Annotated in this window: 12 protein-coding genes; 5 read left to right on the top strand and 7 right to left on the bottom strand. The window is 42.0% G+C overall.

Annotated elements, in window-relative coordinates; all coding sequences use genetic code 11:
- Nucleotides 1-48: 48 nt before the first annotated feature.
- Nucleotides 49-2,871 (bottom strand): ribonucleoside-diphosphate reductase subunit alpha, encoded by a 2,823-nt coding sequence (locus HHA41_RS07540; RefSeq protein WP_168419340.1) that lies wholly within the window; start codon nt 2,869-2,871, stop codon nt 49-51.
- A 590-nt stretch (nt 2,872-3,461) separates the two neighbouring features.
- Here HHA41_RS07540 and bfmR point away from each other — a divergent pair.
- Together bfmR and bfmS are read left to right on the top strand one after the other, a co-directional pair.
- A complete protein-coding gene (bfmR, locus tag HHA41_RS07535; protein ID WP_168419339.1) occupies nt 3,462-4,178 on the top strand; it encodes a response regulator transcription factor BfmR in 717 nt (238 codons plus the stop codon).
- Nucleotides 4,179-4,241: 63 nt separating this feature from the next.
- A complete protein-coding gene (gene bfmS, locus HHA41_RS07530) occupies nt 4,242-5,903 on the top strand; it encodes a sensor histidine kinase BfmS (protein WP_323126422.1) in 1,662 nt (553 codons plus the stop codon).
- Nucleotides 5,904-5,988: 85 nt separating this feature from the next.
- Here bfmS and putP read toward each other — a convergent pair whose 3' ends face one another.
- The 5 genes from putP to HHA41_RS07505 all read right to left on the bottom strand — a co-directional run bounded on the left by putP (nt 5,989) and on the right by HHA41_RS07505 (nt 10,819).
- Nucleotides 5,989-7,479: a sodium/proline symporter PutP gene (gene putP / locus HHA41_RS07525; protein ID WP_168419338.1), complete on the bottom strand. Its 1,491-nt coding sequence runs from the start codon at nt 7,477-7,479 to the stop codon at nt 5,989-5,991.
- 225 nt (nt 7,480-7,704) lie between these two features.
- Complete coding sequence (locus HHA41_RS07520) at nt 7,705-8,559, bottom strand: SPFH domain-containing protein (protein WP_168419337.1); 855 nt, start codon at nt 8,557-8,559, stop codon at nt 7,705-7,707.
- A 1-nt stretch (nt 8,560) separates the two neighbouring features.
- Nucleotides 8,561-9,046 carry an NfeD family protein gene (locus tag HHA41_RS07515; protein WP_168419336.1) on the bottom strand — a complete coding sequence of 162 codons (486 nt, stop codon included), beginning with the start codon at nt 9,044-9,046 and terminating at the stop codon, nt 8,561-8,563.
- A gap of 137 nt (nt 9,047-9,183) precedes the next feature.
- The gene (locus HHA41_RS07510; protein ID WP_168461210.1) at nt 9,184-10,101 is read right to left on the bottom strand and encodes a patatin-like phospholipase family protein; all 918 of its coding nucleotides are present in this window, start codon (nt 10,099-10,101) and stop codon (nt 9,184-9,186) included.
- A gap of 64 nt (nt 10,102-10,165) precedes the next feature.
- On the bottom strand, nt 10,166-10,819 hold the full coding sequence (locus tag HHA41_RS07505; RefSeq protein WP_168419334.1) for a 1-acyl-sn-glycerol-3-phosphate acyltransferase: 654 nt from the start codon (nt 10,817-10,819) through the stop codon (nt 10,166-10,168).
- A 227-nt stretch (nt 10,820-11,046) separates the two neighbouring features.
- Here HHA41_RS07505 and HHA41_RS07500 point away from each other — a divergent pair, with 227 nt between their 5' ends.
- Both HHA41_RS07500 and HHA41_RS07495 read left to right on the top strand, forming a co-directional pair.
- Nucleotides 11,047-12,324: an MFS transporter gene (locus HHA41_RS07500; RefSeq protein ID WP_168461209.1), complete on the top strand. Its 1,278-nt coding sequence runs from the start codon at nt 11,047-11,049 to the stop codon at nt 12,322-12,324.
- 128 nt (nt 12,325-12,452) lie between these two features.
- On the top strand, nt 12,453-13,574 hold the full coding sequence (locus HHA41_RS07495) for a porin (RefSeq protein WP_168461207.1): 1,122 nt from the start codon (nt 12,453-12,455) through the stop codon (nt 13,572-13,574).
- 284 nt (nt 13,575-13,858) lie between these two features.
- Here HHA41_RS07495 and HHA41_RS07490 read toward each other — a convergent pair whose 3' ends face one another.
- On the bottom strand, nt 13,859-14,536 hold the full coding sequence (locus tag HHA41_RS07490) for a YetF domain-containing protein (RefSeq protein ID WP_168461206.1): 678 nt from the start codon (nt 14,534-14,536) through the stop codon (nt 13,859-13,861).
- 175 nt (nt 14,537-14,711) lie between these two features.
- On the opposite strand from HHA41_RS07490, the gene HHA41_RS07485 reads away from it, so the two are divergent.
- Nucleotides 14,712-15,758 carry a molecular chaperone DnaJ gene (locus HHA41_RS07485; protein ID WP_168461205.1) on the top strand — a complete coding sequence of 349 codons (1,047 nt, stop codon included), beginning with the start codon at nt 14,712-14,714 and terminating at the stop codon, nt 15,756-15,758.
- Nucleotides 15,759-15,990: the final 232 nt, after the last annotated feature.

The raw sequence follows: 15,990 nt of genomic DNA, 5'->3' as shown, positions 1-15,990 counted from the left end.
AGAGGCTACTGGCGTAGCCTTACTTCTGAGTCAGATACCTTTAGTTAATTACTGACACGCCTCACAATCAGGGTTGTCAATTGAACATGCCATTGGCACTGGCGCTGCTTGTGCAAAATCTTCATCAACTGCTGCAGCTGCTTCTGGTGCAACGGCTGCCACAGGGGCTGCGGTTACGGTTGCAGGTTTTACTGCGTTCAATGCACCTGTGTTAATGGTCGATTTCTCTGCAGAAGTCGCACCTAATGCACGTAGGTAATAGGTGGTTTTCAGACCACGTAACCATGCCATTTTGTAAGTCAGGTCAAGTTTCTTACCGTTTGCACCTGCAATATACAAGTTCAACGATTGCGCCTGATCAATCCATTTTTGACGACGTGATGCTGCATCTACAATCCAGCGTGGTTCGACTTCAAACGCAGTCGCGAAGATTGCTTTCAATTCTTCAGGAATACGTGAAATTTTTTGTACTGAACCTTCAAAGTGTTTCAGGTCGTTAACCATCACAGAATCCCACAAATCACGCTCTTTTAATGCACGAACAAGATAAGGGTTGATTACCGTAAACTCACCAGATAAATTCGATTTCACATATAAGTTCTGGAATGTCGGCTCAATAGACTGAGAAACGCCACAAATATTTGAAATGGTTGCTGTTGGTGCAATAGCCATTACGTTTGAGTTACGCATACCATCTTTTTGAACTTTGGCACGTAGGCTGTCCCAATCTAAACGCTGAGTACGGTCAACTTCAAACATACGTTCAGGACGTGATTTCGCTACGATGTCTAAAGAGTCGATTGGTAGGATGCCTTGATCCCACAATGAACCTTTAAATGTTTCGTAAGTGCCACGTTCAACTGCCAAGTCACTTGAAGTTTGAATTGCGTAGTAGCTAATTACTTCCATAGACTCATCGGCAAAATCAACCGCAGCATCTGAACCATAAGCCAAGTTCATTTCATATAGCGCATCTTGGAAGCCCATGATGCCCATACCCACAGGGCGATGCTTCAAGTTTGAATTTTTCGCTTGTGGCACTGCGTAGTAGTTGATGTCGATGACGTTGTCGAGCATACGTACCGCAGTTTTAATGGTGCGTGCTAGTTTTTCACGATCTAACACACCGCCTTGAACGTGTTGCACAAGGTTGATTGAACCTAGGTTACATACTGCAATTTCATCTTGGTTTGTGTTTAGGGTGATTTCTGTACACAAGTTAGATGAGTGCACTACACCAACGTGTTGTTGTGGTGAACGTAGGTTACATACGTCTTTGAACGTGATCCATGGGTGACCAGTTTCAAACAGCATCGATAACATTTTGCGCCATAAGTCTTTAGCACGCAGTTTCTTATGCAGCATGTTGGTTTCTTTGGCAATGCTTTCGTAATACGCATAACGCTCGGCAAAGGCTTCGCCTGTTAAGTCGTGCAAGTCTGGCGTTTCAGATGGCGTGAACAGTGTCCATTCAGCATCTTCAAAAACACGTTGCATGAACAAGTCTGGTACCCAGTTTGCTGTATTCATGTCATGGGTACGACGACGGTCATCCCCCGTGTTTTTACGTAGTTCTAGGAATTCTTCGATGTCTAAGTGCCAAGTTTCTAAGTAAGCACATACTGCACCTTTACGCTTACCACCTTGGTTGACCGCAACCGCAGTATCGTTCGCCACTTTTAAGAATGGCACAACACCTTGAGATTTACCGTTAGTACCTTTGATGTATGAGTTCAAGGCACGAACTGGTGTCCAGTCATTGCCTAAACCACCTGCCCATTTAGACAGCATTGCGTTATCTCGCATTGCGCCATAAATGTTGTAAAGGTCATCAGAAATGGTAGTCAAGTAACAGCTCGATAACTGTGGACGTAGCGTGCCTGAGTTAAACAGAGTAGGTGTAGACGCCATATAGTCGAAGCTAGACAATAAGTTATAGAACTCGATTGCACGTGCTTCACGGTCATCTTCATTGAGCGCTAGACCCATCGACACACGCATGAAGAACAATTGTGGAAGTTCAAAGCGTACGCCATCTGAGTGAATGAAGTAACGGTCAAATAAAGTTTGCAGACCTAAATAGGTAAACTGGTTTGAGCGCTCAGGCTGAATTGCAGCTGCAAGTTTAGCAAGGTCAAACTCAAGCAAGTCTGCAGAAAGCAAATCAAGTGCTACACCTTTTTTCAGGAAGGTTTCTAAAGCGTCGCCTTCTGGAGTGTCTACAGATAAGCCCAAGAATTCTAACCCTGTTGCCACCAAGTCATTACGCAATAAACGCGCAGTCACATAAGTATAGTTTGGTTCTTGTTCAATACGGGTACGGGTCGCCATCATCATGGTGGTAGAGATGTCTGACTCTTTTACGCCGTTGTAAAGATTTTTTACGGTTTCATCAATGATGGCATCTACATCAATGCCTTCTAAACCTTCAGCAGCTTTATTTACTGTCGCTTTTAACGCACCTAAGTCGAGTGGTTTAAGCTGACCGTTGGCATCGGTCACTTGTAAGGTTGGGTGATGATTTTCACCAGCTTGCTTACGTGCTTCAGAGCGTTGTTCACGGTAGATGACATAAGCACGGGCAACTTTTTGTTCGCCAGTACGCATCAGCGCAAGTTCAACTTGGTCTTGAATTTCTTCAATGTGAATAGTTCCGCCAGACGGTAAACGGCGATTGAACGTGTTCAGCACCATTTCTGTCAGTTGTTCGATACGATCATGAATACGGCTTGAGTCTGCGCTTTGTTGACCTTCTACAGCCAAAAACGCTTTGCCAATTGCAACTGCAATTTTTTCAGCATCGAAAGCGGCAACATCACCAGTGCGTTTAATCACTTGTAATTGACCGGGGGTTGATGTGATTACGCTCATGTCAGCATAGCTCCATTGTCATCTATTGTTATGTTTATGGACCATTTAAACTGGGCAAAATTTAGGCCACAGTGTTTGAGGAATAAACACAAGACTTAGTGGTTTAAAATTGAATTGAACACAAGATACGGGAAAATTGAGGGTAGATCAATATTGACTTTTTTTTTAAATTTTGACTTTTTCTGAATTAAAATTTATCTCAAAAATACCGAATTTTGTCCTATTGGCTATAAGCCTTATCAGACAAGGGCATAGCATAACAAAGCTCGGAAAAACTGCTTATAGATAACCTTGTGGATAACTTGAAAAGTTAAGAGATAATTTTTCCAAATCAAGCAAGGGCTTGATCTAGTGCAAAAAATACCCATTTTGTAACTTAATATTTCTTAAAAGTGCCCAAAAATCACTAAAAATAGAAAAATACTATAAATTCAATGCTTAATAAAAATATAACAAAATAATACGCAGATGTATCAGTTTGGTGAATGGCATCTTGTTTACAATGTAAACGTGTGTATATTGCAAATTATACAAAGACCTATCTGTCAGATTTTAAAAGTGATAGGTCGAATCCAATAAAGGGATAGGTTATGAGTCAAGAAGAAAAGTTACCAAAAATTTTAATTGTTGAAGATGATGAACGCCTTGCACGTCTTACGCAGGAATACTTAATTCGCAATGGTTTGGAAGTTGGGGTAGAGCCAGATGGCAACCGTGCCATTCGCCGTATTATTGCAGAGCAACCCGACCTTGTGGTGCTAGATGTGATGTTACCAGGCGCAGATGGTTTAACCATTTGTCGTGAAGTTCGTCCACATTATCATCAACCAATTTTAATGCTTACGGCTCGTACCGAAGACATGGATCAGGTGCTTGGTCTGGAAATGGGTGCAGATGACTATGTCGCAAAACCTGTTCAACCACGTGTGTTATTGGCGCGTATTCGTGCTTTATTACGCCGTACCGATAAAGTCACTGAAGATGAAGTGGCACAGCGTATTGAGTTTGACGACTTGGTGATTGATAACGGTGGTCGTTCAGTCACACTGAATGGTGATTTGGTTGATTTCACCAGCGCAGAATATGACCTGTTATGGTTGTTGGCGTCGAATGCGGGACGTATTTTGTCTCGTGAAGATATTTTCGAGCGTCTGCGTGGCATTGAATATGATGGTCAAGACCGTTCAATTGACGTGCGTATTTCACGTATTCGTCCAAAAATTGGCGATGATCCTGAAAATCCTAAACGTATTAAAACTGTACGCAGTAAAGGTTATTTATTTGTCAAAGAAACCAATGGCATGTAATTTACGTTTCACTGAGTCAGACCCTGACTCAGATATAAAAATAAGTCACATAGGACGGGTTTAGTGCTTAAACACAGTATATTCTTGCGTATTTATGCAGGGTTGGTAATTTTGGTCGCCATAGTCGCTATTCTGGGCTACTTATTGGTGCAAATTATCAACTATCAGCGTGCGCAGGAATATCGTGAATCTTTGACCGATGGTATGGCATATATCATCAGTGAAGGCATTGCACGGCAGCAAAATGAACAGCAAAAGAAAGACTGGATTTCTGATGCTTCCGATTTGCTGGAATTACCCATTTACTATGTGCAGGCAGACAAAGTTGATTTGTCGCGCGCAGAGCTGAGACGAATAAAAGAGCGTAAAGCCGCTGTGCGCTATGATGCCAAAAATATGATTGCCTATATTATTTTAGGCATGAAAGATGATCCTAATCATTATTTATACATCAAGGCAGATAAAATTACAGAACGGCAAATGAAAGCATTGCCTATTTTTGTTTTAGATTATTTGGTGTATTACCCAGGTCAAGAAAAAGAATATCTGGCCAAGATTCAGCAGCATTTTTCTTACCCGATCAATATTAAAAATATTCAGGAATTACCGCTCGATTCTGAACAGATTGGGCGTTTAAGACTCGACCATAGCATTATTTTATATCGTGACAATGCCACAGTGCGTGGAACCACCATTTCAATTGTCTCGCCAATGCCGAACTCACCCTCAGAAGTGCTGGTTTTAGGGCCTGTACCGTTGTTTAACTGGATGCCATTCCAGTTGGCAGCAGGGATTACCTTACTGAGTATGTTTATGTTGAGTTTGGGTGTATATGGTCTGATTTTGCCAATGCAGCGTAAAATTCGTGAAGTGAACTATGCCTTAAACCGTACCAAATCGGGTGATTTAAACATGCGTTTACCCGTAGATGGTGCCGATGAAATGGCAAGTTTGGCATCTAGCTATAACAGCATGTCAGACCATATTCAGCGTTTGATTGAAGCGCAGCGTGAGCTGATGCGTGCGGTATCGCATGAACTGCGCACACCTGTAGCACGCATCCGTTTTGGCATGGAAATGCTGGCAGAGGAAGATGACTACGAGTACCGTTTACAGCAAATGGAAATGATTGATAAAGATATTGAGGCACTGAATACCTTAATTGATGAGATCATGACATACGCCAAGCTGGAACAGGGCATGCCATCTTTAGAAATTGAAAAGATTGTTTTACTGGAAGTCTTGGAACAGGTTGCCACTGAAACTGAAGCCTTAAAAACCCAGAAAGATATTCAGTTGATTGCCCCACCAGATACTTTAGAAGTGGAAGCAGAACGCCGCTACCTACATCGTGTGGTGCAAAACTTGGTGGGCAATGCCGTGCGTTACTGTGACCATAAAGTGTTGGTCAGTGGTGGTATTAATCCGCAAGGAATGGCCTATGTTTGTGTGGAAGATGATGGCCCAGGAATTCCGGAACAAGATCGCACACGTGTCTTTGAAGCCTTTGCGCGTTTAGATGACAGTCGTACCCGTGCATCGGGTGGTTATGGCTTGGGGCTGTCGATAGTGAGCCGTATTGCGTACTGGTTTGGCGGTAAAATTGAAGTCGATCAAAGTCCAAATTTAGGCGGAGCACGTTTTACCATGAGCTGGCCAGCCAAGCGTTTTAGCAAAGTGAAAAAGAAAGGGTCAGTAGAGAAAACGACAGATTCATTGACGTGATTTGAGTTTTAAAGTACCCCTTAGCAATAAAAAACCAGTGCAGTTCAAGGCACTGGTTTTTTATATCTAGGTTTATAAATTTAGCTTAACTTAATTCTTTATATTGTTGATCAGCCTGTTCAAAACGCGCTGTTACTTCCTGACTTGGTGCTTTGCCCAATAAACTCACCACCACAATTGCAAGCCATGAACAGATAAAGCCTGGAATAATTTCGTAAACATCCGTATCTGCGCCTAAGTTTTTCCAAAGAATGACCATGGCTGCACCCACAACCATCCCCGCCAATGCGCCATTTAACGTCATACGTTTCCAGAACAAAGAAAGAATGATGAGCGGGCCAAATGCAGCACCAAACCCTGCCCATGCATAAGACACTAGCCCGAGTACTTTTGCTTCAGGGTTACCTGCCATCCAAATGGCCAATAATGCAATCATCAGTACCATGCCACGACCGACCCAAACCAATTCATTCTGTGAGGCATTTTTGCGTAAGAAAGATTTGTAAAAGTCTTCGGTTAAGGTACTTGAGCAGACCAAAAGCTGACAGCTTAAGGTACTCATGACTGCTGCTAGAATTGCAGCCAAAACCACACCTGCCACCCATGGATTAAACAAAATTTTTGTCAGTTCCATAAATACGGTTTCAGGGTTGGCATTGACCACACTTGCAAGCTCAGGATGTTGTTGGAAGTAAGCGATACCAATAAAACCTGCTGCAACAGCACCGCCTAAACACAGGGTCATCCAAGTCATACCAATACGACGTGCTTTAGGAATAGATTTCACAGAATCTACGGCCATAAAACGCACTAAAATATGTGGTTGTCCAAAATAGCCTAAACCCCATGCCATCAGAGAAAGAATCGCGACCCAACTTAAATCTCCCATAATATTTAAGGCTTGAGGGCGTGCTGCTTCTAAAGCAAGTGTGACTTGGCTGAGGTCGGAAAAACTGAGCAGGGTGATAATTGGCGTGAGCAAAAGCGCAAAAATCATGAGGCCTGCTTGAATGGTGTCTGTCCAACTGACAGCCAAAAAGCCACCAATAAACACATAGCTGATGGTGGCAATCGCACTAATCCACAATGCTGTGCTATAAGACAGATCGAACATGCTTTCAAATAGGCGTGCACCTGCGACCATGCCTGATGCGCAATAAATGGCAAAGAAAATTAAAATCACGCAGGCAGATACGATGCGCAGCACTTTCTTTTGGTCATTGAAGCGATTTGAAAAATAGTCGGGCAAGGTCAGTGCATTATTTTGCACTTCGGTATGTACCCGTAAGCGACCTGCAACCAATAGCCAGTTGAGGCATGCACCTATAATCAGACCAATGGCAATCCACATTTCAGACAAACCAGACAGATAAATAGCGCCAGGCAAACCCATGAGCAACCAGCCACTCATATCGGATGCGCCTGCAGATAATGCCGTGACCAGACTTCCTAAACGACGACCACCCAAAATATAGTCGGAGAAGTTGCGGGTTGCACGGTAGGCCAATAGCCCAATCATAAGCATGGCAATAATATAAAATAGGAAGGTAATGATGGTGGGGTTGAGTGCGCTCATAGGGTATCCATTTTTGGGTTGGACAGTCGATAGAAAAATGCAAAGGGTGATGCCGGGCAGCTCAGCCGCTCAAAGTGGTCTGTACATGCGCTTCATCCACCAAGTTGCTTCCATCAATAAACGCGAAATTTAACCATACATTAAAAAATATTTCAGTTTTATTTCTTCTTCTGCATAAAAATAGGCAGCTTAAAAGCTGCCTATTGAATTGATTTATAAATTGAATTAATTGTTGCGACCCATCACGCCACGAATGGTATTCAAGACATCGGCAGGTAAAACCACAGTTTTGGCATTGTTGGATTTCGCCATATCTTGCATGGCTTTTACATATTGTTCACCCAACAAATACGCTACAGGAATTTCTTTATCACCCACTGCTGAGCTGACCATTTCAATTGCACGCTGTGAAGATTCAGCCAAGACAACCTGTGCTTCTGCATCACGACGTGAGGCTTCCAAACGGCCATCGGCTTCTAAAATAGCAGCTTGTTTTTCACCATCTGCTTTAGTCACTGTCGCACGACGTTGACGTTCAGCCGCAGCCTGTTCTTCCATAGCCGCTTGCATGGTGTGTGATGGTTTAATATCCTGAATTTCTACAGTTTTAAGGGTAATCCCCCAATCTGAAATATCGTCAGAAATGGCTGCTTTCAGTTTGGCTTTAATGTGATCACGTGAAGACAAGGCATCATCTAAATCCATTTCACCCACAATCGAGCGCAGCGAAGTTTGCACTAGGTTTTGAATCGCCCAAGTATAGTTTTCAATGCCGTACACCGCTTTTTCTGGTGTAGTCAGGTTGATATAAGCCACAGCGTTCATAAGCAGTACTGCGTTATCACGGGTGATCACTTCCTGAGATGGAATGTCTAAGACAATGTCTTTGGTGGTGACTTTATAAGCCACTTCATCTACATACGGAATGACGAAGTTTAAACCAGGAGCAAGGGTGGTGTGGTATTTACCCAAACGCTGCACGATCCATTTATAACCTTGCGGAACAATGCGCACACCTTTAAAAATAGTAATACTGACAAAGGCTAAAATCGCTAAAACAATAATAGAACCACCAGACATTTTAATTTCTCACTTTTTCGTTGTCATGTGTGCTGTGATGCGGCTGCACCACTAAATCATTACCCAAAATATCAATCACGCGAATACGGTCACCCACTTGCACAGGGCTGGTGGTACGGCAGTTCCACTCATCTGAACCAAGTACAGGCATTGGAAAACGGACTTTAATTTGGTCATGCTCCAAATTAATTTGAATCACCATGCCAATTTGTCCAATGGTGGCTTCGCGTGACAGGCCTGCTTTGGTTTTATCGGTAGATAGGGGCTTAATAAATTTAAACCAAGCCAAAGTACAGAGTACCGATAGGATAATCCACATCACCAATTGCGTGGTGGTGCTCATCATGGGGAACATCCAATATAAAATACCCACCATGATTGCCCCGACGCCAAACCATAAGGCGGCAAAAGCAGGCAACATGAGTTCGGAGAGCATTAACAGAACGCCTAGTACAAACCAGTGCCAAGGTTCAAGAACGAATTCCATACATCTACTCGCGTATTTTTACTGTGAATTGAAACTGTTAGTGTGATGTGTGCTGGCATCATGGTTAGATGATATTTTGCACTTTCATCACTTTAACAGATCAATAAGTTTCTGAATATTAAAAAAATCACTGAAATTTAAAATTTCGGACGTGGTGCTGGTTTTAATGCAGCCGGTGATTTTTTAAAGTTCTGAATCGCTTGCTGGATGGCACGAATTTTAAGTTGTGCCGCTTTTTCACCTTCCAAAATAGTTTGGTTACTGGCTTTTAAATCGAGCGTGCCAATATGACCGACTTTGGGTTGAATCACGATATTGGCTTGAGCCAGTTCCTGATTGATACTTTGCTGCCCCATAATATTTAGGGTTTGATCGAGTAAACCCCACATATTTACAGGTTGATTACCTGTTGGACGTGCTGAAATATCAACAGCAATCACCAAGTCTGCCCCCATGGCTTTGGCTGTTTCTACAGGAATCGGACTGACCAGACCGCCATCGACATATTGTGTTCCGCCAATGGTGGCAGGTACAAAGACATTCGGAATACTGCAAGATGCACGAACGGCTTGACCTGCATTGCCTTTAATAAAGTCGGCTTTGCGGCCATTATCTAAACGTGTGGCAACGGCAGCAAAACGAATTGGAAACTTTTCAATAGGTTTGTTGGCCACGTGTTGATTGACATAATCTTGTAGTTTTTGTCCTGCAACAAAACCTTGACGGCTTAATGTTAAATCACGAATGTCAGATTCTTTAAACGTCAGGGCAATATGCTGAAGCTGATAAGGACTTTTACCACTGGCATATAAGCTGCCCACAAAACTGCCAGCACTGGTGCCTGTAATAATTTTAGGTTTAATACCGTGGGATTCTAAAACTTTAATTACACCAATATGGGCAAAACCTTTGGCACCGCCACCACCAAGTGCCAGTGCAATGACAGGTTCACGAGCCTGAATCGGTGTCGTACTTGGTGGTGTTTTTGTCGTTTTATCGCAGCCCGCTAAACTCAGGGCAAGTACGCCCAGCAAAGAATAATGAAGAAATCGCATATCAGCCAATTATAATCAGATCAAACAAACTGGTGACCATCTCAACAAAAAATGAAAACTTTGACTAGCCTTTTTTCAAAAGCTTTTGTAACGGTTTGGCCAGCCAATGCGGATTTTTAGCCGAAAACTTACCGGTATAGTGTTGATAAATGGCTTCTAAATCTTGACCATAATTCCCTGTAGGATGAAACACCCCCAAAATATGAATGGTTTTGTGGGCATAATCAAAAGAGAACATCACAATGGGGATGTTGGCACCATGGGCAATATGGTAAAAGCCACTGCGGATATTTTCAGCCTGTTTGCGTGTACCTTCGGGTGCCATACCAATCCAGATTTTTTCTTTTTGCCGCACAATTTCAATAATGTCCTGCGTATGACCTTGTGGAGAATGACGCACCACAGGAATTACCCCAATCCAGTTTAAAAGTGGTTTGAGCGGTGTTTCAAACAACGTATGTTTGCCAAAAATGGTAATTTGAATACCCAGACCAAGTAGTGCGGTGAAACCGTGCCAAGCATCAATGTTTGACGTATGCGGAGAAATAATAGCAACGGCTTTGGGCAAGTTTGGAAATTCACCCACCATTTGCCAGCCTTGAGCCAAAAAGATATTTTTAAATACAGCACGGCTCGAGGCTGTACCACGTTGCGGAACTTGGTCTGGTAATTGTGGAAATTGCCGTGTCGTACGTGAAAGTGGATTGGTCATTTTCATGGGGGCAGTGTCATCCTGACGTGCATAAAGAACAACGATGTAGATGCCATATCATGACGCATGCATCTAAATCTATTCAAGATATTAGACTTTCGCTTTGTCTGATTCATTGGCAAAATAGTCGAAATCTGATGATGAAAATGATGAAAAATAACAATCCATGATTCAAAATTTTAGTGCAGTACTGCGCTATTTTGATTGATTACCAATATTTTGATTGAGAAGCCATGCCCAACTTGCGCCAGACCTATTTGTTACTGTTCTCTTTATATTGGGCGCAGGGTTTACCTGTTGGGTTTATGACCCATGCCTTGCCTGTTATTTTACGGGCGCAAGGTGTGTCTTTAGCGCATATCGGTGGTTTTGGTTTATTGATGTTGCCGTGGTCAATTAAGGTATTTTGGGCACCTTTGGTTGATCGTTTGGGTTATCAACCGCTAGGGCATTACCGTAGCTGGATTTTACCTTGTCAGTGGCTTAGCGTGTTGGTACTGATTGGGCTGTCGTTTTTACCCATTGAGTCTTTAAATCATCCTATTTATTTGTGGGTGTTTTTTGTGGCTTTGCTGAGTATGAATTTAGTCGGTGCTACGCAGGATATTGCCACCGATGGTTTGGCCGTCAATATTTTACAGGCCAAGCAGCAACATTGGGGCAATACTTTTCAGGTGGTTGGCTCTCGACTTGGCTTTATTGTTGGCGGTGGTGCAATTCTGTGGGCATTGGACTGGCTAGACTGGCAAAAAACTTTTTTGATTTTGGCGGCATTGGTTTTTTTAAATACTTTACCCATTTTGCTGTTTAAAGAACCACAGCATGCTTCCAAACGAGCACTTGCTCAACCTTTGGTCAAAATGTCATTTCGCGCACGTCTTGCTGCTATTCGGGAATATCTACAATATTTTGTAGAAACACCTGTGTTGTACGCATGGCTCTGGGTCTTGCTCAGTTTTAAAATTGCTGATGGTCTTTCTGGCCCATTACTGAAACCGTTAATGGTCGATTTAGGTTTAAGTTTTTCTCAAATTGGTATTTATGTGACCATGTTAGGTGCGCTAGCGGCTTTGTTAGGCGCAGGCATTGCGGGCTTGATGCTGAAATGGTACTCACGCATGCAAGCCTTACTGATTTTTTCGGTACTGAAAATTTTGAGTTTAGCGGCCTATGCTTATTTGGCTTGGCAATATGAACAGCAAACTCACGTTCCACACTGGCTCATTTATAGTATTAATGCAGCAGAAGACTTATGTTCTGCCATGTTATTGGTGGTCATGCTGACCTTAATTATGCAATACAGCCGTAAGCAATACGCAGGCACAGATTTCACATTTCAGGTGGCCATTATGGCAACCATCAGTGGAGTGTTATATACATTGAGCGGTATTTTGGGCGATGTTTTAGGCTATGCCCATTACCTGATGCTGATTTGTGTGGTGGCATTGTTATGTCTTGTTCCGATTTTGAAATGGTCAAAAAAGGCCAAATTACCCCATCCTGATTATTGATTAAATTGGCAATCAAGAACAGCAAGTTTAATGATAAATATAAGATAAATTTATAAAAATTAATTTATTTTTATCAATATGACAGCGCTGTAACATCTGTTGCAAATGATTTCTCAGGATGAAACAACATGAAAACTCAACTTGCAACAGCGCTTGCGCTTAGTCTTTTTTCTAGTGCTGTCTTTGCAGCGCCGTCATTTTATGGCGAGATTGATGTCTCGATTGATTATCTGTCAGAAGATAATCGGGCAGGGGTGAATCAGCGTGATGTGGTGGAAATTAATTCAAATAGCTCTTTTGTTGGGCTAAAAGGGGAAGAAAAAGTTACAGAGCGTTTAAATGCACTGTATCAGGCAGAATTCACCATTCATGTAGATGATGGAGAATCCAATTCAGATACTTTTGTGCCACGCAATTTATTTGTTGGGCTTAAAGATGCGCAATTGGGGACGGTCAAAGTCGGCAAAATTGATACACCGCTGAAACAACTTTCTGGTGCGGTAGATAACGTTAATAACTATGTCGATAACAAAGCCGATGTAGCGGGCATTTTTACAGGTGAAAACCGCATAGATAATGTGGTGGTTTATGAATCGCCTGCATTTAAACTGAATGATGCACAGCTAAAAGCTACGCTACTATTGGCTTCAGGTGAAGCTTCTGGTATTGCCAAAGGCAAGGGCGCATCTAAAGTAGCAGGTCGTGGTTTAGGAGATGCTTTTTCGAGTTCACTGGTTTATGACAACCAAACAGTGTTGCTTGGTGTGGGGTATGACAAAGCAATTCCATCCAATTTTGCAGGCGGGGGTATTTTAAATACCAAACAGGGTGAAATTGGGGAAGTTAAGGCCATTTTTGCAGCAGCAGATACCCTACGTGCAATTGGCCGAGTGAATTTAAATCATGGAGTTGTACTAAAGACTTTATATCAAACTTCGGAAGTTGCTGCAGTTGCGGGGAATGATACGCGAGCCGCCACAATTGATGATTCTGAAGGGTGGTTAATTGGTGCTGAATATAATCTGTCTGCTATAAAGGCATGGACACTGAAAGCACAATACAGCCAAAATACAACTCGCTTTAAGGGCGCACAAGCAGACTTTGATGCACAGCAACTATTCGCAGGGGCAGAGTATGCATTGAATAAACAGCTGAAAACTTATGCTTATGCAGGTTTACTGACCTTAGAACAAGGGCCAGCAGAAACCAAACAGCCTGTGGTGGGCACAGGGTTTGAATATAAGTTTTAAATTTTTACAGAACAGGGTGTTGTATGACAGCGCCCTGTTTTGACTTCTGAAATATGTGTATTAAGTGAATATCAATAAAAAAGCGACCCTGACGGAGTCGCTGGAGTATAAGACGCATCTACATTGTGCATGATACGTAACTAAATTTTTATGATGGATGCAAATTATTATTTGCGCATTCAGTGCATCACCGAAGCAGCGGGTACAGTATAAATCTAAATTATGACAATACTGCGACAGCTTAAGTCGCATGGGTGTTTTTAAACCGATCCCGTGTGAATCTACTAAGCGCGATAAGGCGTATTAATGGCTTGTGTCCATTGCTGTTTGCTGCAACGTGGACAGACGACATTGGCATGTTCGAGTAAACTGACATGACCACAATACATACAGGCATAGTAGGTATGCGGTTCTGTACGGTGAATGGCTTGGTAGGCTTTAGGGAATAACGGCAAGCCGTATCGTGTTGCTTCGCCTAGAAAAAATAACATGCTGAATTTGCCATCACTTTCCAGTAAACCAACACGCACCTGACCTAAATGTTCAACTCCTTGCTGGCGCATTTCTGCAAAGAATTCATCATGCGACATTTTGCCCAGTTTAATCTTTTCTAAAACCAGTTCACCATCTTCTACAATATAAAGTGATTTGCCCTCCACCAAATCTTCAAAGGCTTGGTATTTCATCATTAACCATGTAATGAGGCGATACATGGCAATCACCACCGCCATGACCACTAAAGCATGTACCAATGGCAAATCTTCGGTAAACATCGGGTCGCCAGCAATAGACCCGAGCGATAAAATAATAGCCAATTCAAAAATAGACAGTTGGCGTACGCCACGTTTACCTGTTAGCCGTAAAAATATAATGATCATGCCAAACATGAGTGCGGCACGAATAATCAATTCGGCAACAAAGACCCAAGTGGTGTCGTGAATAAAAATCTGCTGCACGTCCATGCGTTATACTCATTAAGATGCTTTTAGCAATGTAGCAACTTTAACTTACTCATTTTTTAGTGTTTTTGTGAAGTTTATAAGTGGCTCTGCTACGGGAGAAACCAATCAAGCCGTGACTATGCGAGTTGTATGCATGACGGCATAATACAATTTACCTTTTACTTTAATTTTAACTATGACTTTTGCATTAAGCGCTACACCTCAAACGGTGCTTGAAGTTACACCACAGCATAAAAAACTAAATGTGTTGATTGAGCAGATTGAACAGCAAAAACGGTTATTGCTTGCTTGGCAAAATGCCAAAGATGAAATTCGTGCTTATAGTCAAAAGGCGTTGATGCCTGCTTATCGTGAGTTATATCGCACGCTGTATGAGCAGATGCAGACGCTGTGGAATAGCCTCAGTCATTACCATTTAAGTAAGTCAGATACGGTAACTGTTGAAGATAAAATTCAGGCACTCACTTGCTTGTTGCAAGGTTCGCATTTGTTAACCCAAATGCAGGTAGATGAAGTGGAAAAGATGTATATTTACTATGCACAGGCAAGTGAATATAGCCAGAATAAAAAATCTAAGCAGAAATCTAAAAAGAAAATGGAAACGTCTTTTGATGTGCCTGAAACTTTAGATACTGAAAATGAAAGTTATGATGAAAATTGGAACAGCGAACAATATCAACAAGTACGAGAGCAGGCCAAGTTAAAACGTCAGCAAGATAAGCAAGCTCAAGCTGAAAAGATGGTGAATCAATCGCTTAAAATGGTTTATTTAAAAATTACCTCGATTATTCACCCTGACCGTGAACCTGATGAATCTAAGAAAGCAGAAAAGACTGAACTTTTACAACGTGCTAATGCGGCTTATGAACAGGAAGATTTATTCTTTTTACTGAAACTGCAGCTTGAAGTAGAACAAAGTAAACAGGGTACAAATAAAGGTTTAAGTGTGGAGCAAGTGAAGTTTTACCAACAGGCTTTAGAAGCCCAAAGCCAAGCCTTGCAAAATCAAATTCAGGAATTGATTAACTCACTGGTTTGGTCAAATAAAGCCAAAATTGCGGTGCAGAAATCCAAAGGACAATTGAATATTGCTAATTTATATAAGCAGATTGATGCGGATGCATCTGCGGTGAAGCAACAGCTTAAAGCGGAGAAGCAACGGCTAAGTTTTATGGGGAAAGAGAGTGGGTTGGAGATGCTGTTGGAGCATCAGGTTTTATGATTTACCTCTAACTTAGCGAGAGAGGTAAATATATGGAATAATCTTATTTACTACGCATAGCCTCAATGATTTTTAACAGAGCATCTTGCATTTGCCCAGAGGTAGCTGTTGATAAGTCAATTTCGAGTAAATTATCTATAATTTGAATTTTTTTGGAGCCTGTAAATAATTTTGTGTAATTGCTTTTCGTAAATTAAAGGTGATTGCTTAAGCGGTCACCGAATTCAATAAT

This window comes from Acinetobacter sp. A1 (genome assembly GCF_012371315.1).
Lineage (GTDB): Bacteria > Pseudomonadota > Gammaproteobacteria > Pseudomonadales > Moraxellaceae > Acinetobacter.
Note: the sequence above shows the minus strand (reverse complement) of the source record. Positions and strands in the feature narration are given on the sequence as shown.